We start from the raw sequence: 24080 nt of genomic DNA on the forward strand, positions 1-24080 counted from the left end.
CAGTTTACAGAGATAGAGCTTTTTCAAAACACTTATCGTATGGCTATCAAGAGCTTTCTCCAAGCCTCTAGAATTACAGGTTTCAAATACTGTTTTGCCAGGTCGTATGAGACTTGGTGCATAGACTCAAGATCACTCTCTAAGGCAAATACAATTTTATCCGCCATCTGAGAAACAAGCAGGTCCTCATCCATAGTCTCGCTATAAGGAACCAGATAGCCATTCTCACCATCTTTGATGAAGGTTGGATTGCCATAACGGGCATCAAAACCAACTAGGGCTAAACCTGCTCCTACCGCTTCCATCAGGGTCAAACCAAAGGTCTCCCACTGAGAGGTAGTGACATAAAGTTCGTACTGTGGGTAGACGTCACGCAAATCCGCATGTCCTCTAAGTTTGATATAATCATTCGCCCCAAGAGTATCAATCAGATCTTGTAGATTCTCTTGCTCCCCACCTTTACCGTTGATGTCATTAGTCGAGAACTCATAGACTATTCTACAGAGGCACCGTTACTTGCGATAACTTCTTTGTACCAGTTAAATGATTTCTTCTTAGAGCGTTTAAGGCTACCATTACCATCGTTGTCACGGTCCACATAGATAAAACCATAACGTTTCTTCATTTCACCAGTTCCAGCAGAAACAAGGTCAATACAACCCCATGTTGTGTAGCCCCAAAGCTCTACACCATCTTCATTGATAGCATCACGCATGGCCTTGATGTGGGCTGCCAAGTAGTCGATACGGTAATCATCTTCAACATAACCATTTTCATCTGGTGTATCCACAGCACCGAGACCATTTTCAACAATAAACATCGGTTTTTGGTAACGATCCCAAATAACGTTAAGGGTAATACGAAGACCTAGTGGGTCAATTTGCCAACCCCATTCTGAAGCTTCCAAATATGGATTTTTAATAGAGGCAAAGATATTTCCTGCTGTCTTTTCATTAACTTCTGGATCACCTGAAGCCACACGACTTGCATAGTAAGAGAAGGAAATAAAATCTACAGTATACTCTTTAAGAAGGGCCAAATCTTCTTCAGTCATCTCAATCTCAATGCCATCACGTTCCCACTGCTTCTTAGCATAATTTGGATACTCTCCACGAGCCTGAACATCAATAAAGAAATAGCTACTACGATCTTCTTGCATGGCTGCCCAGTAGTCACGTGGGTGGGCTGTATTTGGATAATACTGACCTGCTGCCAACATACAACCAACCTTATTTTCAGGGTCAATCTCATGGGCCAACTTCGTCGCCATAGCTGAAGCTACCAACTCATGGTGAGCTGCTTGGTATTTAACCTGTTCCTCATTCTCACCCTCTTCAAAGCAGAGTCCTGCTCCCATAAATGGTGCATGGAGAATCATATTAATTTCATTGAAAGTGAGCCAGTACTTAACCAAGCCTTTAAAGCGTGTGAAAAGGGTACGGCAAAGATTTTCATAGAAACCAAGCATCTTACGATTACGCCATCCCCCATACTCTGTAATCAAGTGCATAGGACAATCAAAGTGCGTGATTGTCACCAAAGGTTCAATGCCATACTTGTGACATTCTTTGAAGAGGTCCTCGTAAAAGGCAAGCCCAGCTTCATTTGGCTCAGCTTCATCCCCTTTAGGAAAAATACGTGACCAAGCAATAGAAAGACGATAAGTCTTAAAGCCCATTTCACCAAAAAGAGCAATATCTTCCTTGTAACGATGGTACATATCGATACTTTCCTTGGCTGGATAAAAATAGCCATCCTCAAAATCAAACATCTTACGACGTCCTGTGATAATTGAAAGGCGATCCTCACCAATTGGCACCACGTCAACGTTGGCTAAACCACGTCCATCAGCATCATAGGCACCCTCACATTGGTTGGCTGCTGTCGCTCCACCCCACAAAAATCCATCAGGAAAAGTCATTTTTTTAGTCATTGTTCTACCTCTTTATGATTCAAGAATATTTCAGTAATAGTATATACTAGTCTGAAATCGTTTTCTTATAGTAAACTACGAAAAACTGATACTATCCTATGATTTTAGACAAAAAACGAGAGTAGGATGGATTCCCACTCTCGATTATAAATCTTCTTACTCCACAATGGTTGCTCCAAGAACATTTTTAAAATGCCCAATAGCAAAGTCATGAGCTTCAGGCGTCAAGGAGGCTGTTGCACTTACTACAACCTCGATATCATAACCTAAATTATAGGCATCAATGGCTGTATGTAGGACACAAATATCTGTTAAAACTCCTGTCAAAACAACTGTCGTCACACGACGCTCACGCAAACGAATATCTAAATCCGTTCCCGAAAAGGCTGAGTAGTGTCGCTTATCCATCCAAAAGACACGATTATCATCCTTAATAGCATCATATACACCAGCTAACTTACCATAAAGTTCTCGCCCAGACGTCCCTGCAATATTGTGCGGTGGAAAGAGCTTGGTTTCAGGATGGAAGGTATCTCCTTCATCATGTCGGTCCATAGCAACGAAGATATAATCCCCATTATCATAGGCCTCTTGAGTTACCTGGGCAATGCGGTCTTCAATGGCTTGGGCAGGCTTTCCAGCCGTCAACTTCCCATCATCTGCCACAAAATCATAAGAGTAATCAATTGATATCAATGCCTTTGTCATATTACTTTCTCCTTTTAAAAAAAGTGGGGCAGGTTCCTCCTACCTCACTTTCCTTCAGTATTCTTCTTATTCGTATTCTTTCAATTTATCGTAGATACCTTCGTTAAGGACTTTAAGATAAGTCCCTTTCATACCGAGTGAACGGCTCTCAATAATACCAGCTGATTCCAACTTACGAAGGGCATTAACGATAACTGAACGTGTGATTCCAATACGGTCAGCGATAACAGACGCTGTCAAGCGGCCTTCCAAACCGTCCAACTCATTCAAGATAGCTGAAACTGCCTTGATTTCTGAGTAAGACAAGGTATTAATAGCCATGTTAATAGCTGTTTGTTTACGAATTGTTTCTTCCAAATTCTCTGTTTGAAGGTTCAACAACTGCAACCCAACTACTGTAGAGGCAATCTCAACCAAGATAAGATCTTCATCTACAAAGTCATGATCGTTACGCCAAATGATGAAAGAACCAAGACGCATACCACCACCATAGATAGGTGCAATTGTAGTCAAACCATCTGGGAAGTCATCTTTTGACTCCACAGGGAAAATGGTCAAGTCACTGTCAATACCAATGTTTTCTTGAGTGTCATAAACACGGCTGATACCACGTGTATATTCTTCTGGAAGTTGTTTGGCTTCAAAAAACTCCTCCACACGATCATTGTTGGTTTTGTACTTCATGGCAAAACCAAGGAGAGCACCACCACCATTAACGATAGCAGCGTTACAATCAATGATATCCGCCAATTGAGCAGCCATGTTGTTGTATGGAAGATCTCCTTCCAAGCTATCTACTGAGCGTTGCAAGATAGATGTAATTTTACGTGTTTTAGCCAGCAAATTTGCCATATTTATTGTCTTCACTTTCTATTGTAATCATAATAATATCAAGCCTTGTACTAATCTTCTGCGTCAAGACCTACTAGCCCTATCATTATAGCACACTTAACCCAGAAATTGCAAACAATTGTCTGAAAATTATTTATTATTCTACTATTCATTATATTAAGTATATTATGGCATTATTAGGAAAATGTTCGGATTTTGCTCAAATATGTCCCCTTTTTAGAGACAATAAAAACTGGACAAGCCTTTTTGTCCAGTTTTTCAAGAAATTAACGCTTGTAATATGACAAGACTCGTTCGATTTTGTTACCGAGATCAGCCAACTCTTCCACACGAGGAAGGTAGACAATACGGAAGTGATCTGGTTCATTCCAGTTAAAGCCTTTACCTGGAACTAGGAGAACCTTCTCCTTCTTCAAGAGACGAAGACAGAATTCTTCATCATCCTCAATATCATACATGTTACGGTCAATCTTAGGGAAGATATAAAGACCTGCATCTGGCTTAACAGCTGAAAGCCCTGGAATAGCGTTTACGGTATTCGTGATAAACTCACGTTGTTCATAGATACGCCCACCAGGGATCAAGAGTTCATCCACGGATTGGTAACCACCAAGTGAAGTCTGAATAACGTGCTGAGAGAGCACATTAGCACAAAGACGCATGTTGGCCAACATATTAAGCCCTTCAATATAGCCTTTGACATTCTTTTTAGGTCCAGAGAGAACCATCCAACCTACACGGAAACCACAAATGCGGTGAGACTTAGAAAGACCATTCATAGACACACAGAAGACATCTGGTGCAAGACTAGCAATCGCAGTATGCTGTTTACCATCCATAACCAAGCGGTCATAAATCTCATCCGCAAAGATAATCAAATCATTTTGTCGAGCAATATCCACAATCTGTTCAAGGACATCCTTAGGATAGAGTGAACCTGTAGGATTATTGGGATTGATGACTACAATTGCCTTAGTATTTGACGTAATCTTTGATTTGATATCATCAATATCTGGATACCAGTTAGATTTTTCATCACAGACATAGTGTACGGCATTACCGCCTGCTAGGCTGACACAGGCTGTCCAAAGAGGATAGTCTGGCATTGGGACCAAGACCTCATCTCCATCATCAAGCAAGGCCTGCATAGACATGGAAATCATCTCTGAAACACCATTACCAATATAAATATCATCAATATCTACATTTGGGAATCCCTTTAGCTGGCAATACTGCATAATCGCCTTACGAGCTGAGAAAATCCCCTTACTATCTGAATACCCTTCACTGTTACGAACATTCATAATTAAATCACGAATGACTTCATCCGGTGCTGTAAAGCCAAATTCCGCAGGATTTCCCGTATTAAGACGAAGAATCTTTTCACCTTTAGCAATCATACGGTTGGCTTCATCCAAAACTGGTCCACGAATATCATAGGCAACGTGTTCCAACTTTGATGATTTATCAAATGTTTTCATAAGTTAATCCTTTCAAAAGATACTAAAAGTAGATACATCTAGCAGAAAATAAGAAAATTCAACACCTGATGAGGATTTCCACTTTTATTGACACCAACTTTAGGCTCAGCCATTTGGTATCATTTCTGAAGACTTGTCTTCCTCTTTTTTAATTATCATGTTTCTTACGAAGCTAATAACAGATTGTATTATACCTCTTTTTCAAGCAATCTTCAATTTTTAGATAATACTGAAATCTTCACATTACTAAGAGCATCCTAAAGTAAGCAGTCAAAAAAAGATTTCAGAAAATCTATAACAACGCTTTCATTTTTTAGACTAAAGGAGTATAATAAAGCTAAAGATAGGAGGTAGAGCTTATGTCTCAACAATATGAACGTATTATGGTAGCTATCGACGGTTCTTACGAATCAGAACTGGCCTTTATTAAAGGTGTGCACGTTGCAAAACGTAATAATGCTCAGTTACTATTGGTACACGTTATCGATACACGCGCCCTTCAAAGCGTTGCGACTTTCGACTCTTATATCTATGAAAAACTAGAAGACGAAGCTAAAGCTGTTTTGGCTGACTTTGAACGCCAAGCCAGAGAAGCTGGTTTAACCAAGATTCGCAAAGTTATTGAGTTCGGTAATCCTAAGAGCCTCTTGGCTGTTGATATCCCTGATAAGGAAAATGTTGACCTTATTATGGTTGGTGCCACTGGTCTCAATACTTTTGAACGCTTGCTTATTGGTTCGTCTTCTGAATACATTCTCCGTCACGCAAAAGTTGACTTGCTCATTGTTCGTGACTCTGAAAAAACACTTTAGTCACCTCTCACAAAAGCACCTCTGGTGCTTTTCTCATATGAAAAAGAACCGAGATCCTAACTCTCAGTTCTTTTTTCTGTTCTATTTTTCAGACTTTGCTGATTCAGACATCACTTCTGACTCTGAAGTTGACTGGCTTTCTTCTACCAAATCTTCACTAGCAGATTGACTTGAAGCACTTGCTTGCTCCAAAGCAAGGCTAGTTGAAAGGCTCTCACGTTCTGCTTCCTGACTAAGGCTAGCTTCAACAATCATGAGTTCCTTTTGACGTTCTGTTTCACGAAGATATTCACGTTCTTCAAGTTCTTCCTGACGACGTCTCTCCTGCTCACGTCTTTGAGCTTTTTGACGCTCACGCTTAGCATGACGTTTTTGTGTCTCATCAATCAAGACCTTAGTGTTGTCTTTAATATGCATCCACTTAACAAGACGAACTAGAAGTCTCCATAGGAAGACAATAATTGACTCTGCAAAGAGAAGAATCTCAACCAGAATAACTCCCAACAAGCTCCAAGCCATGAAGAGTGTAATCAATAATTGCGTGAAGATCTTCTTCAAGTCACCCAAATGATTATTGTGAATATTAAGGGTTTCAAGGAAAAGATCTAAAATCCCTTGCAAGAGGTGTGATTTAACAGATTTGTCTCCCTCTAGGCTCAAGTCCGTCTGGACTTCTGCCGGAGTAACAACTGTCAAGTCCCCATCTTGGTAGACATCAATACGATCTCCTAATTTTATATCAAAATCAAAAAGCGTGCGATCTATTTTCTTAAGTCGCCCGTCAGGATGACTGAGATAAACAAAGTCATCATCAAATTTTAAAATACGAAACATAATTTACCTGCTCTTTATTGCTCCCTAAATAATAGCAAAGTTAAAAAGCCCTTGTCAAGAGCTTCTTTTTCAATCCAAGGTTTTCACACCGATACGATTTTTATACTCTTGATACGTTTCAGTGTGCATGAGAGCTTTAGCATTTTTGACCCGATCTGCAGTTGGTGGTTTAACCCCTTCCAAAGGATATGGGATACCGAGCTCACGCCATTTGAACTCACCCATTGTATGATAGGGAAGAATTTCAAATTTATCGACATTTTTCAAGGTCTTTACAAACTCACCAAGCTTAATCAAGTGATCGTCAAAGTCTGTCAAACCAGGTACCAAGACATGGCGAATCCAGACTGGAACTTGTTTGTCAGATAGATATTGAGCAAATTCCAAAATATTCTTATTAGGTTGACGGGTCACAAACTTGTGTTGTTCGGGGTCAATCTCTTTGATGTCAAGTAGGACCAAGTCAGTCACAGCCAAAAGTTTGTCAACAACTTCATGATACTCAGGAGTATTGCGGTACGCAAACCCACAAGTATCAAGCGTACAGTGAATCCCTAGCTTCTTAGCCTCTGTAAAGAGGGCAGTGACAAAATCAATCTGAAGCATGGCCTCACCACCTGATACAGTGATACCACCATGCTCACCCCAGAAATGACGGAAACGAAGAGCCTCATCTAAGACATCTTCAACTGTACGTTCAACAGCCTTATTTGACTCCATAGCCCAAGTATCTGGGTTATGACAATATTGGCAACGCATCTTACAGCCTTGCATGAAAACAATAAAACGGATACCAGGACCATCTACGGATCCAAAACTTTCGGTTGAATGAACAAGTCCAGTCACCTGACTGTAATCAATTTCTGCCATGGCAGCCTCCTTGAAAACGCTTTTTACATGTTTTTATTATACCTCTTTTATCAGAAACATGCTCCATATCTGCCTGAATTCAGGCAAAGGTTATACTATAATACATCTGAAATTAAGGAATATCTATACTATACCAGAAGAAAAACAAAAAAACTGGAAAAATCCAGTCTTTTATCATCTATATTATTAGGCACGTTTCTTAAGCCCCAAAAAGGCTGCAGCAGCAAGGAAGAATGTTCCTGCCATTGTCAAGATTACTGTTGATGCTTCACCAGTCTTAGGAAGTGTAACTTCCTTACCTTTAGCATCTTTACCAGTCAATGTACCGTCAGCGTTCACTTTGAATCCTACTGTTTCAGGAGCGACAACACTTGTTGTACCATCAGTGTTAGCGATAACAATTTGGCTATTTTGTGTAGACACAATTGTTTGGCCAGCTGCAGTGATAACTGGAGCTGTTGGTGTTACAGTAACAACAGGTTGTCCATTAACATTCACCGCTGGAGTTTCAGAGTTTTGAGGTGCTTCGCTTGTCCCTTTATCAGTTGCTGAAGCTGGGTCTTCTGGCTTATCGGCTGGTTTTGTTGATGAATCAGCTGTTGGAGCCGGTGTCGCAGGTGCTTCCGGAGTTGCTGGTGTTGTTGGCTCAGCTGGTACTTCAGGAACTGTAGGTGTTGGTGTTGTTGGCGTTGCCACACCTGTGTTTGAATCATTGCTACGAGCCAAGTCACCATCACTTGGGGCTGTTGAAGGACCAGTTGTTGCACGATCTGTCGTTGGTTGTGTAAGAACAGCATCATTTGTCGCAATACCATCATCCGCAAAAGAGGTTACTGGTACAAAAGCTCCTAGGGTAAGGGTGAGTAAAAGCAAGCTACTATATATAGATATAGATTTTTTAGAAGCCATTAAGATTCTCCTTTTTTCATTTATCAGTTAACCTACATTCTACCATAAAAAAGTAATAAAAGACCGCTTTAATTAAAATCTTATTTATTTTTATTCTAAATCTTTCAACACGCTGAAATATGTTAGATTATCTTCAAAATTATGGTTGTTTTCCTGACAAAGTCCGGCAGTTTTGATAGGTAAAAAAGGCTTTATGACGTACTTTATAGACGTTTTCTAATCTTATTATTTTGATAAGCTGATATTCCAAGATAGATAAGAAAAAACACTTTCACTCATAATGAGAGAAAGTGCCTAATTAGTAAATAGTCGCTTTTAAGTTCCAATATTTTCTAATAAAAACATGTAGAAAACTATTCTTCTGCCTCTTCTGGAGCTGCCGTGATGATTACCTTAAGTTTGATTACACGACCATCCTTAACTTTATCATTGATAAATTCGAGGTGTTTGTCCTTGTTGATAACTGAATAGTGTTCCTTGACTTCTTGAGTTGGAATGGCTCCCACACCAGTCAAATAATAACCTGCGATAGTATCAACGTCATCACTCTCAAGTTCTGTATCAAAATGTTCATTGAAGTCGTTAAGAGTCATAGCTCCCTCGACAATATAGGTATTCTCACCAATTTCACGAACTTCCACACTAGATTTATCTGTTTCGTCGTCAATCTCACCAACGATTTCTTCCAAAAGATCCTCGAAGGTAACAAGACCAGCAACGCCACCGTACTCATCAAGCAAGATAGCCATCTGATTATTGGTGTTACGAAAGGCTGCCAAGAGATCATCTACGAAGATAGTCTCAGGAACAAAGAGAGGTTCGTTCATGATTCGACGAAGTTTGATATTTTCGAAACCAAGTTCGAAACCTGCTTTAAGAAGATTTTTGGTATGAATGACACCGATAATCTTATCCTTGTCATCTTCGTAAACAGGAATACGAGAGAAACTTTCCTTGAGAATAGCTTGGATATTTTCTTGAGTGTTGTCTTCAATATCAATCATGAAGGCATCCGTACGAGGGACCATAACCTCACGCGCCATCAATTCATCAAGAGAGAATACCCCTTGGAGCATTTCAATTTCTTCAGCCTCAAGCGTATCCTCACTCTTGGTCAACATGTACTCAATCTCATCACGTGTCATCTGCTCATCGGCATCATCAAAGGTCATAGGTGTCAAACGAGACAAAAGATTGGTTGACGCCGAAAGAATCCAAACAAAGGGACTAACAATCTTACCTGTAACAATAATAACAGGAGCTGAGTAGATGGCTAGATTTTCCTTGAGGTTCATAGCGATACGTTTTGGATAAAGTTCCCCAAAAACGATAGAGATATAGGTCAAGACAACCAAAGAAATCATGCTACCCGCTGTCTTAGCCCAAGCCGCATGACCAAACCAAGTCGCTATCACTGCACCTAGTGACGCAGAGAGACTGGCCCCCTGTAAGAGGCTAATAAAGGTAATACCAACTTGGATAGTTGATAGGAAGTTGTTTGGATTTTCAAGAACCTTGAGCAGGCGGATAAATTTCTTATCGCCTTCTTCTGCCTTTTGCTCTACACGTGAGCGGTTAAGTGATACAAGAGCCATCTCAGATGCTGAGAAAAAGGCTGTAAGCAAGGTTAAAATTAGTAGTAAAATAGATTGAAATAATAAGGACTGACCACTAGAGTCTTCCATTTTTTCTTCTCCTCTAAAAAAAATTCTGACTTTCATTATACCATAATTTCCCAATAAAGGCGTCTATTTTATGCTATAATTAGGGTAATTTATCATCAAAGGAGAGACTTATGTCACTTATACGATTAGAAAATGTCAGCTTGGTCCGCCAAGGAAAAACACTTTTATCTGACCTTAACTGGACAGTTGAAAAAGGACAAACCTGGGCTATCCTGGGACTTAACGGTGCTGGAAAATCAACCCTCCTACGTTTGTTGACAGCTGAATTTTTCCCTTCTGAAGGGAAGGCTGGGATACTAGGCTACACCTTTGGTAATGGAGACATCACAGGTCTTCGTCAACACATCGGTATCGTCAGCTCCTTCATCACTGAGCGTCTACCTCAACATATGACTGCTGAAAAAATCGTCCTTACCGGTAAGTACAAGAGCTCAATCCTCTACAAAGCCTATGGAGACAAAGAGCTACAAGAAGCCAAGGATATGCTAACTTCACTTGGTGCTGGAGATTTGATTGGTCGTAAATACCATGGCCTCTCTCAGGGAGAAAAGCAAATCTGTTTGATTGCTCGTAGTCTTATGGAAGATCCCGACATCATCATCCTTGACGAAGCAACTGTGGGCTTGGATCTCTTTGCCCGCGAAAAGCTGTTACGTCAGATCGACCGTATCACCTCGCTTCCTCACGCACCCCTGGTCCTTTACGTCACCCACCATGCTGAAGAGATTACTGAGAAGATGGACCACATCCTCCTACTCCGTCAAGGAAAAATCGTGGCACAAGGACCAAAAAATGATATCATCACACCGGAAGTTTTAGCTGACTTCTACCAAAATCCTGTTCAAATTATTCCAATTGATGACCATCGTTTTTACATTAACCCTCTTCTATAAAAATCGCTCAAAGAAACAAGTCCCCTAGACATTATCTGGGGGACTTGTTGTTTTATCACTACTCCTCTTTTATTTTAGATACACCATACAAAATTAAGGCTGGAACGATATGCTGTTCTATAAAAATATATGAAAAAGAAGCCAAGAAAAATCTTGGCTTCTTTTTGTGATAACATTCATTGCTTAAGCCCGACCTCGAGCCAGATTAATCATATCATAGGTTAACGTGTTGCTAGTTTCTTTGAGAGAGTAATCCTCCAAAGTATTGACTTCCTTACGAAGCTGCTTGGCATAACGGCTAGAGATAAGTTCAGCCTGCTCGTACTCGTTGATAACCTTACGTTCCAAATAGTAGCCTCGCAACATTTCATCAATATTGTCTGGATGAAGGTGGGTGATAACCCGCTCAACAAAGGCACCTGATTGAATAATCTCAGCCTCTTGAAGGCGACTGCGTTTCAGATAAGACAAGAGATCTGAGTGATAAACACCTTCCAGATTACTCAAGGCTTCCAAAATCTGCTCAGTATTTGTCAAATAGAGCTCAGTCATATGGTCGCGGTTTTCTTCCGTCAACCTAGGACCTCTTCTAGTATCATCCTGATCAATACGAAACTTGAAAGTAAGAGCTAAGTGCAACAATCTACGAAGGCCACGCACAAAGACAGCTAGGGCGTAAGAAAGGCTAGAGACAAAACCACGGTTGATACGACGTTCCAAGCCCTTGATATAACGTTGGTAGAGATTGTATTCGAGTTCTGAAATCTTCCCCTTCTTGTAGGCATATTCCAGACCCTCACTCTCGATTTCCATAATCATTACTCGAATATTGGCCAACTCTTCTTTGACATCATTTGATTCCTGCTCCAAGATTAAATCTTCCAAGCGTTGATTGTAGTTGTCAATCGTAGCATAGACAGCTCTTTGATTAGTTGACTGTTTTAGATCTTTTTCCAACTCGCCGACCACATCATTAAGAATGGCAATCTGCATATAATGGTTGGTCGTGTGGGCTGGTCCAGTGGCTAGCTTAGGTAGGACTAAAATCCCTGTTAAGAAACTTAATAAAGTGACACCCGCTACCGTAAAGAGCAAGAGACTATGTTCCAAAGCCGTCATATTGGCAACCGGAAGCAAAAGGATGGTTGCAATGGAAACCGTTCCTTTAACACCTGAAAAGGTTAACAGAGTAGAACCCTTCCAGATTTTTTTTAGTGATCGTTTGGCCCTCCAAGCTCTTTGGGCAAATACTGCACTAATCATAACAAAGCGAATGCCAAACATGGTCGCTGTTAAAAGGATGATAGCAAGAAGCATCCAGAGATTATCGTAAGTGCTGCTACGCAGTACTGGGGCTGCTAGGGTTGGAAGTTCTGTTCCCAAGAGGAAAAAGACCATACCATTAAGCATGAAGGTAATGGTTCCCCAAATCGTATGAGAAACACTATCCAACTTGGCATCAAAAACGGTGATTTTTTTGAACCGACTGGCAAGCGAAATCCCTGCTACGACAACGGCAATAATTCCAGAAGCATGAATTTCCTCGGCTACAAAGTAAGAGGAAATCGGTAGTACCAACTCTAGTAAGAGAGCACCTGTGACATCTGCAGCATCCATATTGTCCAAAATGGTCAAAAAGAGGCGATTAAATAAGGCTGTAATCAAGCCAATTAAAAAACCACCAAGCACAGAAATAACCAAATTCCAGCTCGCACCAAGGAGGGAGAAGGTCCCTGTTGTCAATGCAGTCACTGCCACCTGAAAGGCAACCAAGCCAGAGGCGTCGTTCAGAAGACCTTCACCCTGCAAAATATAGCTAATCCACTTTGGAAAACTGAAACGTTTGGAAATAGCGGAATAGGCAACCAAATCCGTTGGTCCAAGGGCGGCACCGATGGCTAGGCAGGCAGACAAGGGTACCGAAGCAGGCAAGACGGCCTTAGCAAGATAACCGATTCCCAAGGTAGACACAAAGATAACTGGGAAAATCAAAAATAGAATGAGTTTCCAGTTACGTAGAATACTAGTGATATCACTTTCTTCACCCTCACGAAACAGCAAGGGAGCAATAATGAAAGCTAGGAAAAGTTCTGTTTCAAGCTCGAAAGCGCGTCCCTTTAAAAGTAAACCAATACCAACCCCAAAAATAATTTGAATCAAAGGTAGGGGAAGACGTGGAAAGACACGATTGATAACGTTCGATAAAATCAAGCTAAAAAGAAGAACAAGCAAAGCTAATGATAAATGCATAGCTCCTCCTACCCTTCCTTATGACAACAGTTTGAGAATAGTTCTTTTTGCTTACTAATTTTTTTATCAATGGCAGTGACATCTTCCTTAGCCAAAAGTTTATGGCAACGTTCGACCTCAAGACTAGCTAACTTTTTCTTAATTTTAGCCGTTTTACGATTATCAACCTTTTTCAAAGTACCCTCGGCACTCTGCTTATCGATATATTTGGCCTGCATATCTGCAAGTTTTTCTTTAATATCTGTAATCATTGTAATTTCTCCAACATCACCAAAAATGGTGGGGTATTAATTTGATTAAGGGGTTGGTAAAGCATAGCTGTAAAATCACGCTGGTCCAAACCGATAACGTACTCAAGCACAGCATCCTTCTCCATATCGCCACCATCATGACCATAGTAAATCATAATAGCTAAACGACCACCCACCTCTAGACGGTCAAGAATTTTCTCAATGGCCTCAAGGGTCGTGTGGGGTTTGGTAATAACACTCTTATCTGCAGATGGCAGATAACCCAGATTGAAAATAGCTGCACGAATAGGTTCCGTGACATAACGGTCCAGATTTTCGTGACCGTCTAAAATGAGTTCCGCATTTTCAATTTCCAAATCTGACAAGCGTTGACGAGTCTTTTCGAGCGCCTGCTCCTGCACGTCAAAGGCATAAACCTTCTTGGCAAGACCAGCCAGAAAGGCTGTGTCATTGCCGTTTCCCATGGTTGCATCGACAACTACACTCTCATCGTCCAGCACTTGAGCTAGAAAGTCATGAGATAGATGAATTGGTCGTTTAATCATGCTTTTTCCTCCTTCTCGTTAGCTACTTTGCACCCTTGCCATGAGTCACGACGTTCCATCTCTTTGTCAATGGCATTGAGGACTTCCCATTTGTTGAGACTCCACATAGGACCTATCAACATATCTCTCGGCGCATCACCAGTAATTCGATGAATGACGATATCCTTAGGGATGATTTCCAACTGGTCACAGATGATGGACACATACTCTTCCTGACTCAGCAATTTAAGACGCCCCTCGTGGTAGTCTCTTTGCATACGCGTATTGGTCATCAGATGGAGGAGGTGGAGTTTAATTCCCTGAATGTCATTGTCCGTCACACAACGTCGAACATTTTCCACCATCATCTCGTGGGTTTCCCCTGGTAGCCCATTAATCAGATGCGATACAATCTCAGCCTTTGGCGCACGCTCACGCACACGCTTAACCGTCTCCACATAGAGATCATAGCTGTGTGCTCGGTTAATGAGTTCTGACGTTTCTTCATAAGTCGTTTGCAAGCCAAGTTCAACGGTCACATGCATACGTTCTGTGAGTTCTGCCAGATAATCAATCACATCGTCTGGCAAACAGTCCGGGCGGGTACCGATATTGATGCCAACAACACCAGGCTCATTGATAGCCTGTTCGTAGCGTTCCTTGATAACTTCAAGCGACGCGTGGGTATTGGTAAAGTTTTGAAAATAAACCAGATATTTCTGAACTTCTGGCCACTTGCGGTGCATGAAGTCAATCTCATGGTAAAACTGCTCACGAATCGGTGCCTCAGGTGCTACAATAGCATCCCCAGACCCCGATACCGTACAAAAGGTACAGCCACCGTGGGCCACTGTGCCATCACGATTGGGACAATCAAAACCCGCATCAATTGGTAGTTTGAAAATCTTTTCGCCAAAAATTTCACGATAGTAATCATTGACTGTTCTATAACGTTTTTTCATAAAGACTATTATAACACTTTGACCTAAAAAAGAGAGTAAGACTCAGACAAAAATCATGAATTTCTGCCTGTCCTACTCTCTTCTTATTTAGTCTTTTTCAAATAATCAATGGCTTCTTGAGCTGTTTTAACAGGGACGATTTTCATCTTGGTTCCCAGTTTCTTGGCAGCTTCCTTGGCCTCTTGATAGTTGGTTTTGGCATCCGGATCAGCCTTTTTCATTTCCTTGGTTACTGGATTATTTGGCACGAAGAAAATGTCTGCACCACTATCAGCCGCTGATTTCACCTTGAGGTAGGCACCACCGATATCACCGACCGAACCATCCTTTTCAATGGTTCCTGTTCCAGCAATCTTACGGCCAGCCTTGAGGTCTTGACCAGATACCTGATCGTAAATAGCTAGGGTAAACATAAGACCCGCACTTGGTCCGCCAACGCCATCAAGTTTAAACTTCACATTTTCAGGACTCTTAACCTCGGTATGATCTGTCAAACCGATACCAATACCATTTTTACCATTGGCAATCTTGATAATCTTACCAGTGGCAGTCTTTTCTTTGTCATCTGTCGTATAAGTGACCTTGACTTTTGAACCCAGCTTAAGTCCTTGAACGTATTTAATCAAGTCAGCAGAATTATCAAAGGTCTTGCCATTGACAGCTGTCACCGTATCCGCAATATTGAGGACACCCTTGAAGCTAGAATCATCAGCCACCTGAAGCACATAGACACCCATATACTCCAAGCTAGCCTCCTTACCGGCCAGAGTCAAGCCCTGATAAATCGCTTGGTTTTGGGAAGTCTCCATGTAAAATTGGTTGATACGCATGAAATCTTCATCAGAGTAATTCCCAGTTGCCTCTTCAGCTGTTTGAAGCTTTGCAAAATCATTAAGCTGAGCATAGAGCATCAAGGCTAAAGTCGCCTTGGTTTGGGCCACTGCCACAAAATTGTAGGATCCTTTTGAATCATCAGCTTTCTTGTCTACAGTCAAGACTTCCTTAGTATCAAAAGCACCACCCGGAAGCTCAACATAATAATTATTTAGCGGGAAAAAGAGGGCAAATAGGAGGAAAAGTACCGTAAAAATACTTAACAACCACCACTTAATCCGCCAAATTTTCCCTAATAGTGATTTAGATTCGTTCTTGTTTGCCACGCTTAGCCTCCACTTCCTTAACAACTGCTTGAGGAACATAGGAACTAATATCCCCCTCAAAATAAATCAACTCACGCACACGACTGGAAGAGACTGGTGTTACCTCATGACTAGCAATCAAATAAACCGTTTCAATTTCAGGGGCCAACCCCTTATTGAAATAATCCATATTAGCCTCATAGTCAAAATCTGTCGCATTACGAAGGCCTCGGACCAAATAAGTCACCCCAAGATCTCTGGCGACATCTACAGCCAGACTATCGTGAGCCGTTATAACCTTTACATTGGGAAGATCTGCCACGACCTCTTCCAAGATACGCTTGCGAGTCTCCACGTCCCAGAAGCCCTGCTTATTTTTATTATAAAAGAGACCGATATAGAGCTCATCAAAGAGCTTGCTGGCTCTGGCAATAATATCCATATGCCCATTAGTAATCGGATCAAAAGACCCCGTAAACATAGCAATCTTTGTCATAGCATTCCTTTCTACAACTTCCCTATCAAAGGCTAACGCACGTAAACGGTCACCTTACTGATACCATAGGTTTTCTGTTTCCAAATCCCAAAGTTTGAAATTTCTTCAGGCAGGTCCACAGCCTTATCCGTCTCGCAAACCAACATAACCTCCTCAGCTAAGAGCCCTTGCTCCTCTAACTGAGTAATATTGGCCACAATCTGCTCTTTGGCATAAGGCGGATCTAAAAGTACCAAGTCAAACTTTCCTGTCAATTGTGTCAGCGCACGCGCCGCATCCATCTTCAAAAGCTGGAACTGCTTCTCACTCTTGGTCATCTTGATATTTTCCTGAATAACAGCCTGTGCCCGACGATCCTTTTCCACGAGGACAGCAGACGACATACCACGACTGATAGCCTCAATAGCCAGACTACCACTTCCAGAAAAAAGATCCAAAACACGCCCTCCATCAAAGAAAGGACCAATCATATTGAAAATGGCACCCTTGACCTTGTCCGTTGTTGGACGAGTCGTTTTGCCTTCTAACGTTTTAAGCGGACGTCCGCCAAATTCACCTGCTACAACACGCAAGTCGGTCACCTCGTTTTTACTGATTTTTAGTAAGACTTTTCTATTATAACAAAAAACACGCATAGATGTTGGTCCAAAGGGGACTAGACAAGCTAAATCCCCCCAAGAGAACACAAAAAACTCGAGAACATCCCGAGTTTTTATTATTTTACTTATCACCAAGTGCAGTCACGTAGTTGTAGGCTTCGATACCAGCTGTGGCACCATCACCTACGGCTGTTGTAATTTGGCGAAGGTCTTTCTGACGGACATCCCCAATGGCAAAGATACCAGGAATACGTGTCGCCATCTTATCATCTGTAATTACCCAACCATCTTGGTCAGTGACGTCGAGACCTGTCAAGTAATCTGAAACAGGATCAAGTCCCACATAAACGAAGACACCGCCAAATTCGTGGTTAGTCACCTCACCAGTTTTGACATTCTTGATATCAACACTGCAAACCTTGATGTCATCACCCTTAATTTCTTCAACGACTGAGTCCCAGATAAACTTAACCTTTTCATTGGCGAAGGCACGGTCTTGAAGGACCTTTTGAGCACGCAATTCATCACGACGATGAACAATGGTCACGCTATTGGCAAAGCGTGTCAAATAAATTCCTTCTTCAACGGCAGAGTCTCCACCACCAACGACCAAGAGGTCTTGATTACGGAAGAAGGCACCATCACAGACCGCACAGTAAGATACCCCACGGCTGTTGTACTCTTCTTCGCCAGCAACACCAATGTGGCGATGTTTGGCACCAGTCGCAATGATCACTGTCTTGGTTTGGTACTCTTCATCACCAGTTTTGACAACTTTATAGTCACCCTTGTCTTCGATACCAGACACGATACCATAAAGATTTTCAACGCCCAATTTTTCCAAAGGTTCGAACATCTTCATTGACAATTCTGGACCAGAAATACTTTCAAAACCAGGGTAATTTTCAATATCAGACGTGTTATTCATCTGTCCACCAGGAGCACCTTGCTCCAAAGTTGCCACTTTAAGGTTGGCACGTGCTGCATAGAGTGCTGCAGTCATCCCCGCAGGACCAACTCCAATAACAATTGTATCGTACATAAGTAACTCCTTATATGATTTTCTTGTAGAGATATCTTACACCTAATGTGCCAACAAAGCTAGAATTATGCATTCAGCACGATAAGAATCGCCATAAAAGCAAATGCCAAAACTGGGATCGAAACCATCGACATCATAATAGCATCATAGAGGGCACCTTGACGCTCCTTAACAGTTTTGTCCGCACGACGTAAGGCACGCCATCCAAGCCAAATGGCACCAATCACCAAGCACACAAAGAAAGCAATCACAAGGCCTAAGAGGTAAAATTTAAAAATATTTAATAACATAAATCATCCTAAAGTGAGAAATAGAAAAGGCTGAGATAACATTCTCCAACCTCTAAATTCGACTAGTAATAACTGCACGATGCAGTTTCTGATTGGACTATAGTCGCCTTTGAAACATTCAAAAGTTCCTAATCATCCTTGTGGGACTTTGACTATGGACTAAAATGTCGTCCACTCCCACCACCTTTTCTATTGTAACAAAAATCTCATCTTAAAGATATTGTTTTGAATAAGAAGCGAAAAATTCTTTTGTTCGTTCTTCTTTTGGATGGTTAAAGACTTCGTCAGGTGTTCCTTGTTCAAGAATACGACCTTTTTCAAGGAAGAGCACCTTGTCAGCCACTTGATAAACAAAGTTCATGTCGTGACTGACCAAAATCATAGTTTGACCTGACTTAGCTGCATCAGCGATTGATTTTTCAACCTCACCAACCAACTCAGGGTCAAGAGCAGATGTTGGTTCGTCAAGCAAGAGCACATCAGGCTTCATTGCAAGGGCACGAGCCAAGGCCACACGTTGCTTTTGACCACCTGACAAGTGACGTGGGTAGTGGTTTTCACGATTAGAAAGCCCAACCTTAGCAAGCTCTTCTTTCGCAATCTTGGTAGCTTCTTCGTCAGAAAGTTTCTTAACAATCTTAAGACCTTCCTTAACATTATCCAAGGCTGTACGACGTTCAAAGAGGTTGAACTGTTGGAAAACCATGGCCAACTTACGGCGAAGGGTAAGGATTTGTTCTTTAGTGATAGTCTTAAAGTCGACTTTAAAATCATCAATGGTAATGGTACCAGAATCAGGTTGTTCCAAATAGTTTAAGCTACGAAGAATTGTTGATTTCCCTGCACCAGAGGCACCAACAAGAGCTACAACTTCACCCTTTTCAATGTCAATATCAATACCATCGAGAACCTTTTGACCTGAAAATTCCTTGGTCAAATTTTTGATACTAATCATTAGCGGTCACCTCCAATTCCAGAAATGTCAGTCACTTCAGGCGCCTTAATGGCCATGTGATTTTCAACTGAACGACCAATGTACTCAATCAAGATTGAGATTACCCAGTATACAAGGGCAACTGAGATATAACGTTCAAAGTAACGGTAGTCAGCACCACCCAAGATTTGAGCCTGAGCATACATTTCGACGATACCAGCACTAAAGGCAAGTGATGTTCCCTTAGTCAAGCCAATCAAACTGTTAATCAAACTTGGTGTTGCAATAACTGCCGCATTTGGAATAATAACACGACGGTAAACCTGTGCCGATGTCATCCCAAGAGAACGGGCAGCTTCGATTTCCCCAGCGTCAACGGCCTGAATCGCTGCACGAATGGTTTCACTCATGTAGGCTGCTTCGTTAAAGGCAAAGGCCGTAATCGCGAAGATAGCTGGTGGAATCTCATTGATATTCCAATCCAAACCAAATTCACCATTCAAATAACGAAGGAAGAGTGGTATTCCATAGTAAGTCAACATGAGTTGTACAAGGATTGGTGTCCCACGCAAGAAGCTCACAAAAACTGCTTGAATTGGATAAAGGATACGTACTCGATTGATCTTAACGACCGCAAAGACAAGGGCCAAAATCAAACCGAAGAAAGCACCTGCAATGGTCAATCCCAAAGTCAAAGGCAAGCGTTCCACAATCTTAGGAACAGCATCAAAGACTGCCTTCCATGAGAAGAGCTTACCAGCTGGCATCCAAGACGAAATCCATTTGAAGATAATCGTAATCAGTTGCAAAACATAGCCCCAAAGAATTTCTACTAGCCAAGACAAGGGAATGGCTAAAGCAACAGCTACTGCCAAACCAACCAAGCCAATGATAACTTGGAGATACCAAGGTGACCGATTAAATGCTTCTATACTCTTTTTCACAATGTCGCCCTTTCTTTCTAAAAAAGTAGGTTAGCCTAGTGCTAACCATTCAAATATCTTATCATAATTTTATAGTATTCATTTTAGCACGACTCAGAAAGTCTGTGAAATAGTCTTTTCTTATCATAGTGATAAGAAAATCGTATCACTGATAATAATACCTTGTTAAGACCAAAAAGATTTGAACTAATTCCTTATTTAACGAACAAAGTGAGCATAAACCGAGGCTTTCCGGCGTGAGAAAAACACCTGAAACTTTAAAGTTTCAGGTGTTCGGAAGTTTTGAGACCTTAGGCTCAAAACTTAGTCATGGAGCTTCGACGAAGGTCGCTGACGTCCGTCATCACCTCAGGAAAGCCTCAAAAGAAAGCTTTGTGTTAAATCCAAAGCTGAGACAGCAGTCTCAACTTTTAACAGTCTTATTTCAAATCACTGACGTAATCGCCACCGAAGTATTCCTTGCTGAGTTTGGCAAGGGTTCCATCCTTCTTAAGCTCTTTGATACGCTTATTAACAAATGTCTTGAGTTCCTTACCTTGCTTATCATTTGAGAATAGAAGATATTCCAGACCATCAGTCTTCATACCGATATCGTCTTTAATCTTGTTTACAGCTAGCTTATAGCCTTGATCTTTGACAATGTACTCAGACGAAATCGCATCGTAAAGGATAAAGTCAATTTTTCCTTCTTGAATGTGTTGAATACGTGTTGAAAGACCCGTTGAGCTAGAAGCATAGTTGATAGTAATTGGTGTCTTGTCCGCATTGGCATGGTTCCAATTTTCAAGCAACTGAGCATAGTTAGAGCCAGGAAGCACCTCTGTCGTCTTACCAGACAAATCGTCTAGGCTAGTATACTTGGTACCCTCAGCACTAGTGATGGCATAGTTAGAACGTGAAATCGGATCTGAGAAACCATATTTCTGAGCACGTTCTTCATTGTAGTTGAAGTCGTTAGCCGCAATCTGATAACGTCCAGAATCCACCCCTGTCAAGATGGAATCAAAAGGTGTCGTTACAAACTTGACCTCATATTTGTCCGAATCCTTGAAAATAGCCTTGACCAAATCAATATCATAACCCTTGAAGTCGTCACCTTTTTTGAAAGTGAAAGGTGCCGTATCAGAGTCCGTCGCAACAGTAATCGTCTGCTTTTCACCAGATCCCTTACTGTCACTCTTGTTTCCACAAGCTGCCAAAGTCAAAACTGACAAGCCAAGAATCCCTAAACCTGCAAGCCATTTTTTCATATCTATAATCCTCGATACTTTCATTAATAGTTAGTGATAACAGTTTATCATCTTCATCCTTAGTCGTCTAATAATAAAAACCTAAGTGGTGATAGAAAATGGTTATAGGGGAATCGATACAACGAACAATAAGAAAAGAGCTGCCACTGGTGTGACAACTCTTCTCGTCCAAAAAAGCTTTCCGTACATGTTTAACATCAAATGCAATAAAACTCTATTTTCCCTTACTTGATGACTTACTGCTTGAATCGCTACTGTCTTCAGGTTGATAATCTGATAAATTCTTATGGATACGTTCAGCGTAAACGGCTCTGCTTCCTGATTCATCATGGTCAACCAAGGCTTCGGCAAGCTCTTTATAATCTTCTATAGAAATCGTCCAGTTGCCTCCATCATCTTTGGTTAGCTTGAAGGTCTTTTCTAGATTATCAGCACCTGTCAAAGGTGTATAGGCCATTTCTTTATCAATATCCTTAAATTGTGTCAAATCTCCGTTAAAGTTTTCACCATAAAGGAATTTCGTTGTGAGATCTTTGGCTTTACCTTTTTCCACATCGTTGTTATCAGCTTGATTCCATTGTTTCAACTTGTCAATATCGTTGTCATAGAGACTCATAAGGAGAGTACGAACAGCAGCTGCAGCACCATAGGCACTAACAGAACGTGAAGTAAAGGTAACTGTCGCTTCATTTCCTTTAACTTTGACATCTTTCAGCTTATAGTCCTGAATCTTACCAATCATATTACGACGGACCTTGAGGAACTTAGAAAGCACTTGGGTTGGAGTCTTGGCATCATAACCTTCAATGTATTTAAACGTATACTTGTCTTCCGGTGTATACCCCTTTTCTTCGATAGTATCTGCAACTTGTTTTTCAAAAACATTCGTTTCAGTCCAGGTTTCGTAATTTTCACCGTAGAGTTTTGAAAAACCGTTACTAGATTTTCCAAGCATAGTATCAATTAAAACTGTCGCATCAGCCTTGGCACGTTCTGTCGGAGTTGGTGTCGCTTTTTTCTTCTCAGCTGGTTTATTGGAAGCACAAGCTACGAGAACCAAGCAAGCTGCTAGAATCAGTCCTAAATAGGTAAGAACTTTTTTCATTAATATTATTCCCTCATTTCTTTTAGTTACTCTTTAAGATAGCATAGGTCTGATGATTCTTCAAAGTCACTTTCCAAAAGAAAAAATCAAAACTCTACTATTATAATGACTCCAAATCATCTAGGTCCAATTGCCTGCCTTCTTGATCTTCCAGACCCGTCAGCGTCACACCGAGCAGGCGAACACCGCTGCTATTTTCCTCTAATTGATCAAAAATGGTATGGGCAATCCTTTCGATGGTGTCGAAATCCTGAGTCGATTTGTCCAAGGTCATACGCTTGGTTAAGGTCGAGAAATCCGAATAACGGACCTTGATGACAATAATTCGACCGACTTTTTTATTTTTCTGAGCACTTTCAGCTACCCGCCTAGCATTCTTAGTCAACTCAGCCTTGATGTCATCTTCATTATAAAGAAGTTTGCCGTAGGTTCGCTCACTTCCAATAGATTTACGGACACGATTGGGCCTAACAGGACTATTGGAAATCCCTCTAGCCTTTCGAAAGAGATCAAATCCAAAACGTCCAAAACGATCAATCAGCGTCATCTCAGGAATCTTCAGAAGATCGGCACCGGTGTATATTTCCATGTCATGAAGACGTTCAACTGACTTTTTACCTACCCCATGAAACTTTTCAATAGGTAGCTTTCCCAAAAATTCCTGAGCTTCCTCTGGAAGCACCACCGTCAAACCAGCAGGCTTTTGAAAATCAGAGGCTAGTTTGGCGATAAATTTATTGTAGGAAACCCCTGCTGAACAAGTCAGGTGAAGTTCCTGCCAGATATCATACTGGATAAGTTTGGCTACCTTAACCGCCGATTTGATACCAAGCTTATTTATCGTCACATCAAGATAGGCTTCGTCGATAGACATAGGCTCTACCAAGTCGGTGTAGCGTTTAAAAATCTCACGAATTTGCATCCCTACCTCTCGGTAATGGCTATAATTTCCTGAGATAAAGACAGCATTAGGACAACGTTCATAGGCTTCCTTAGAAGACATGGCTGAATGGACACCATATTTTCTAGCCTCGTAATTACAGGTTGATACCACACCACGTCCCCCAGTTTTTCTAGGATCGTGACCGATAATAACCGGTTTGTCCTTAAGACTGGGGTCATCCCTCATCTCGACCTGAGCAAAAAAGGCGTCCATGTCAATATGGATGATTTTCCGACTGGTATCATTTATTAGAGGAAACTCTAACATGGCTCCCTGCCTCCTTTCTCAGATTTATCTCATTGTAAAGCTTTTCACATAAAACTTTGGGACTACAAAGCATTCTCCCCTTATGATACCAAAATCTATCAAAAAAC

24 protein-coding genes and 1 pseudogene are annotated in these 24080 nt (G+C 41.3%); 2 read left to right on the forward strand and 23 right to left on the reverse strand.

The window, feature by feature from the left end:
* Window positions 1-32: 32 nt before the first annotated feature.
* The 5 genes and pseudogenes from NSQ79_RS08385 to NSQ79_RS08405 form a co-directional block, all read right to left on the reverse strand.
* A pseudogene (locus NSQ79_RS08385) lies at window positions 33-473 on the reverse strand (glycosyltransferase); the annotation flags it as partial.
* Window positions 474-493: 20 nt separating this feature from the next.
* Window positions 494-1933, reverse strand: a complete 1440-nt coding sequence (locus tag NSQ79_RS08390; protein ID WP_014632688.1) for a 6-phospho-beta-glucosidase — start codon at window positions 1931-1933, stop codon at window positions 494-496.
* Between the two features lie 156 nt (window positions 1934-2089).
* Window positions 2090-2641 (reverse strand): isochorismatase family cysteine hydrolase, encoded by a 552-nt coding sequence (locus NSQ79_RS08395; protein ID WP_014632687.1) that lies wholly within the window; start codon window positions 2639-2641, stop codon window positions 2090-2092.
* Between the two features lie 66 nt (window positions 2642-2707).
* Window positions 2708-3493, reverse strand: coding sequence for a GTP-sensing pleiotropic transcriptional regulator CodY (gene codY, locus NSQ79_RS08400; RefSeq protein WP_002884784.1), 786 nt, complete (start codon window positions 3491-3493; stop codon window positions 2708-2710).
* A gap of 266 nt (window positions 3494-3759) precedes the next feature.
* Window positions 3760-4974 (reverse strand): pyridoxal phosphate-dependent aminotransferase, encoded by a 1215-nt coding sequence (locus tag NSQ79_RS08405; protein ID WP_014632686.1) that lies wholly within the window; start codon window positions 4972-4974, stop codon window positions 3760-3762.
* Window positions 4975-5333: 359 nt separating this feature from the next.
* Here NSQ79_RS08405 and NSQ79_RS08410 point away from each other — a divergent pair, with 359 nt between their 5' ends.
* Window positions 5334-5786, forward strand: a complete 453-nt coding sequence (locus tag NSQ79_RS08410; protein WP_002891687.1) for a universal stress protein — start codon at window positions 5334-5336, stop codon at window positions 5784-5786.
* Between the two features lie 81 nt (window positions 5787-5867).
* Here NSQ79_RS08410 and NSQ79_RS08415 read toward each other — a convergent pair whose 3' ends face one another.
* From NSQ79_RS08415 to NSQ79_RS08430, 4 genes are all read right to left on the reverse strand, one after another.
* Complete coding sequence (locus NSQ79_RS08415; protein ID WP_014632685.1) at window positions 5868-6620, reverse strand: hypothetical protein; 753 nt, start codon at window positions 6618-6620, stop codon at window positions 5868-5870.
* Between the two features lie 69 nt (window positions 6621-6689).
* Window positions 6690-7490: a pyruvate formate-lyase-activating protein gene (gene pflA, locus NSQ79_RS08420; RefSeq protein ID WP_014632684.1), complete on the reverse strand. Its 801-nt coding sequence runs from the start codon at window positions 7488-7490 to the stop codon at window positions 6690-6692.
* A 186-nt stretch (window positions 7491-7676) separates the two neighbouring features.
* Window positions 7677-8399 carry an LPXTG cell wall anchor domain-containing protein gene (locus tag NSQ79_RS08425; protein WP_014632683.1) on the reverse strand — a complete coding sequence of 241 codons (723 nt, stop codon included), beginning with the start codon at window positions 8397-8399 and terminating at the stop codon, window positions 7677-7679.
* Between the two features lie 353 nt (window positions 8400-8752).
* Window positions 8753-10084 carry a hemolysin family protein gene (locus NSQ79_RS08430; protein ID WP_339313528.1) on the reverse strand — a complete coding sequence of 444 codons (1332 nt, stop codon included), beginning with the start codon at window positions 10082-10084 and terminating at the stop codon, window positions 8753-8755.
* 110 nt (window positions 10085-10194) lie between these two features.
* Between NSQ79_RS08430 and NSQ79_RS08435 the strand changes: the two genes are divergently transcribed.
* Window positions 10195-10977: an ABC transporter ATP-binding protein gene (locus NSQ79_RS08435; RefSeq protein ID WP_014632681.1), complete on the forward strand. Its 783-nt coding sequence runs from the start codon at window positions 10195-10197 to the stop codon at window positions 10975-10977.
* 183 nt (window positions 10978-11160) lie between these two features.
* On the opposite strand, the gene NSQ79_RS08440 is transcribed toward NSQ79_RS08435, so the two are convergent.
* The 14 genes from NSQ79_RS08440 to dinB form a co-directional block, all read right to left on the reverse strand.
* On the reverse strand, window positions 11161-13227 hold the full coding sequence (locus NSQ79_RS08440; RefSeq protein ID WP_164332028.1) for a sodium:proton antiporter: 2067 nt from the start codon (window positions 13225-13227) through the stop codon (window positions 11161-11163).
* Window positions 13228-13235: 8 nt separating this feature from the next.
* The gene (locus NSQ79_RS08445) at window positions 13236-13478 is read right to left on the reverse strand and encodes a hypothetical protein (protein WP_002891697.1); all 243 of its coding nucleotides are present in this window, start codon (window positions 13476-13478) and stop codon (window positions 13236-13238) included.
* Window positions 13475-14023: a class I SAM-dependent methyltransferase gene (locus NSQ79_RS08450; RefSeq protein ID WP_049529030.1), complete on the reverse strand. Its 549-nt coding sequence runs from the start codon at window positions 14021-14023 to the stop codon at window positions 13475-13477. The genes NSQ79_RS08445 and NSQ79_RS08450 overlap by 4 nt, the downstream gene beginning before the upstream one ends.
* Window positions 14020-14964, reverse strand: coding sequence for a TIGR01212 family radical SAM protein (locus NSQ79_RS08455; protein ID WP_014632678.1), 945 nt, complete (start codon window positions 14962-14964; stop codon window positions 14020-14022). Before NSQ79_RS08455 ends, NSQ79_RS08450 begins: the two co-directional genes overlap by 4 nt.
* Before the next feature lie 83 nt (window positions 14965-15047).
* The gene (locus tag NSQ79_RS08460; protein WP_002884703.1) at window positions 15048-16124 is read right to left on the reverse strand and encodes a SepM family pheromone-processing serine protease; all 1077 of its coding nucleotides are present in this window, start codon (window positions 16122-16124) and stop codon (window positions 15048-15050) included.
* The gene (coaD, locus tag NSQ79_RS08465; RefSeq protein ID WP_014632676.1) at window positions 16102-16599 is read right to left on the reverse strand and encodes a pantetheine-phosphate adenylyltransferase; all 498 of its coding nucleotides are present in this window, start codon (window positions 16597-16599) and stop codon (window positions 16102-16104) included. The genes NSQ79_RS08460 and coaD overlap by 23 nt, the downstream gene beginning before the upstream one ends.
* Window positions 16600-16631: 32 nt before the next feature.
* A complete protein-coding gene (gene rsmD / locus NSQ79_RS08470; RefSeq protein ID WP_231910681.1) occupies window positions 16632-17180 on the reverse strand; it encodes a 16S rRNA (guanine(966)-N(2))-methyltransferase RsmD in 549 nt (182 codons plus the stop codon).
* 139 nt (window positions 17181-17319) lie between these two features.
* Window positions 17320-18240, reverse strand: coding sequence for a thioredoxin-disulfide reductase (trxB, locus tag NSQ79_RS08475; RefSeq protein WP_014632674.1), 921 nt, complete (start codon window positions 18238-18240; stop codon window positions 17320-17322).
* A gap of 65 nt (window positions 18241-18305) precedes the next feature.
* On the reverse strand, window positions 18306-18530 hold the full coding sequence (locus NSQ79_RS08480; protein ID WP_002884393.1) for a DUF4059 family protein: 225 nt from the start codon (window positions 18528-18530) through the stop codon (window positions 18306-18308).
* A gap of 211 nt (window positions 18531-18741) precedes the next feature.
* Window positions 18742-19485, reverse strand: a complete 744-nt coding sequence (locus tag NSQ79_RS08485) for an amino acid ABC transporter ATP-binding protein (protein WP_014632672.1) — start codon at window positions 19483-19485, stop codon at window positions 18742-18744.
* Window positions 19485-20231 (reverse strand): amino acid ABC transporter permease, encoded by a 747-nt coding sequence (locus NSQ79_RS08490; RefSeq protein ID WP_096832659.1) that lies wholly within the window; start codon window positions 20229-20231, stop codon window positions 19485-19487. The genes NSQ79_RS08485 and NSQ79_RS08490 overlap by 1 nt, the downstream gene beginning before the upstream one ends.
* 596 nt (window positions 20232-20827) lie before the next feature.
* Entirely contained in the window at window positions 20828-21658 is an 831-nt protein-coding gene (locus NSQ79_RS08495) for a transporter substrate-binding domain-containing protein (RefSeq protein WP_004183337.1), read from the reverse strand.
* A gap of 214 nt (window positions 21659-21872) precedes the next feature.
* Window positions 21873-22763: a hypothetical protein gene (locus tag NSQ79_RS08500; RefSeq protein WP_004183338.1), complete on the reverse strand. Its 891-nt coding sequence runs from the start codon at window positions 22761-22763 to the stop codon at window positions 21873-21875.
* A 100-nt stretch (window positions 22764-22863) separates the two neighbouring features.
* Entirely contained in the window at window positions 22864-23973 is a 1110-nt protein-coding gene (dinB, locus tag NSQ79_RS08505) for a DNA polymerase IV (RefSeq protein ID WP_045769047.1), read from the reverse strand.
* Between the last annotated feature and the right edge of the window lie 107 nt (window positions 23974-24080).

The organism is Streptococcus sp. FSL W7-1342, assembly GCF_037966635.1.
GTDB classification, from domain to species: domain Bacteria; phylum Bacillota; class Bacilli; order Lactobacillales; family Streptococcaceae; genus Streptococcus; species Streptococcus salivarius_D.

Bases quoted from the DNA above. Each gene is read 5' to 3' on its own strand.
- NSQ79_RS08485 (WP_014632672.1), bottom strand. From the start codon at position 19,485: ATGATTAGTATCAAAAATTTGACCAAGGAATTTTCAGGTCAAAAGGTT.
- NSQ79_RS08445 (WP_002891697.1), bottom strand. From the start codon at position 13,478: ATGATTACAGATATTAAAGAAAAACTTGCAGATATGCAGGCCAAATAT.
- NSQ79_RS08390 (WP_014632688.1), bottom strand. From the start codon at position 1,933: ATGACTAAAAAAATGACTTTTCCTGATGGATTTTTGTGGGGTGGAGCG.
- NSQ79_RS08440 (WP_164332028.1), bottom strand. From the start codon at position 13,227: ATGCATTTATCATTAGCTTTGCTTGTTCTTCTTTTTAGCTTGATTTTA.
- NSQ79_RS08430 (WP_339313528.1), bottom strand. From the start codon at position 10,084: ATGGAAGACTCTAGTGGTCAGTCCTTATTATTTCAATCTATTTTACTA.
- dinB (WP_045769047.1), bottom strand. From the start codon at position 23,973: ATGTTAGAGTTTCCTCTAATAAATGATACCAGTCGGAAAATCATCCAT.
- NSQ79_RS08495 (WP_004183337.1), bottom strand. From the start codon at position 21,658: ATGAAAAAATGGCTTGCAGGTTTAGGGATTCTTGGCTTGTCAGTTTTG.
- NSQ79_RS08415 (WP_014632685.1), bottom strand. From the start codon at position 6,620: ATGTTTCGTATTTTAAAATTTGATGATGACTTTGTTTATCTCAGTCAT.
- codY (WP_002884784.1), bottom strand. From the start codon at position 3,493: ATGGCAAATTTGCTGGCTAAAACACGTAAAATTACATCTATCTTGCAA.
- pflA (WP_014632684.1), bottom strand. From the start codon at position 7,490: ATGGCAGAAATTGATTACAGTCAGGTGACTGGACTTGTTCATTCAACC.
- NSQ79_RS08500 (WP_004183338.1), bottom strand. From the start codon at position 22,763: ATGAAAAAAGTTCTTACCTATTTAGGACTGATTCTAGCAGCTTGCTTG.
- NSQ79_RS08425 (WP_014632683.1), bottom strand. From the start codon at position 8,399: ATGGCTTCTAAAAAATCTATATCTATATATAGTAGCTTGCTTTTACTC.
- NSQ79_RS08455 (WP_014632678.1), bottom strand. From the start codon at position 14,964: ATGAAAAAACGTTATAGAACAGTCAATGATTACTATCGTGAAATTTTT.
- NSQ79_RS08395 (WP_014632687.1), bottom strand. From the start codon at position 2,641: ATGACAAAGGCATTGATATCAATTGATTACTCTTATGATTTTGTGGCA.
- NSQ79_RS08490 (WP_096832659.1), bottom strand. From the start codon at position 20,231: ATGCCAGCTGGTAAGCTCTTCTCATGGAAGGCAGTCTTTGATGCTGTT.
- NSQ79_RS08410 (WP_002891687.1), top strand. From the start codon at position 5,334: ATGTCTCAACAATATGAACGTATTATGGTAGCTATCGACGGTTCTTAC.
- trxB (WP_014632674.1), bottom strand. From the start codon at position 18,240: ATGTACGATACAATTGTTATTGGAGTTGGTCCTGCGGGGATGACTGCA.
- coaD (WP_014632676.1), bottom strand. From the start codon at position 16,599: ATGACAAAGATTGCTATGTTTACGGGGTCTTTTGATCCGATTACTAAT.
- NSQ79_RS08480 (WP_002884393.1), bottom strand. From the start codon at position 18,530: ATGTTATTAAATATTTTTAAATTTTACCTCTTAGGCCTTGTGATTGCT.
- NSQ79_RS08405 (WP_014632686.1), bottom strand. From the start codon at position 4,974: ATGAAAACATTTGATAAATCATCAAAGTTGGAACACGTTGCCTATGAT.
- NSQ79_RS08435 (WP_014632681.1), top strand. From the start codon at position 10,195: ATGTCACTTATACGATTAGAAAATGTCAGCTTGGTCCGCCAAGGAAAA.
- NSQ79_RS08450 (WP_049529030.1), bottom strand. From the start codon at position 14,023: ATGATTAAACGACCAATTCATCTATCTCATGACTTTCTAGCTCAAGTG.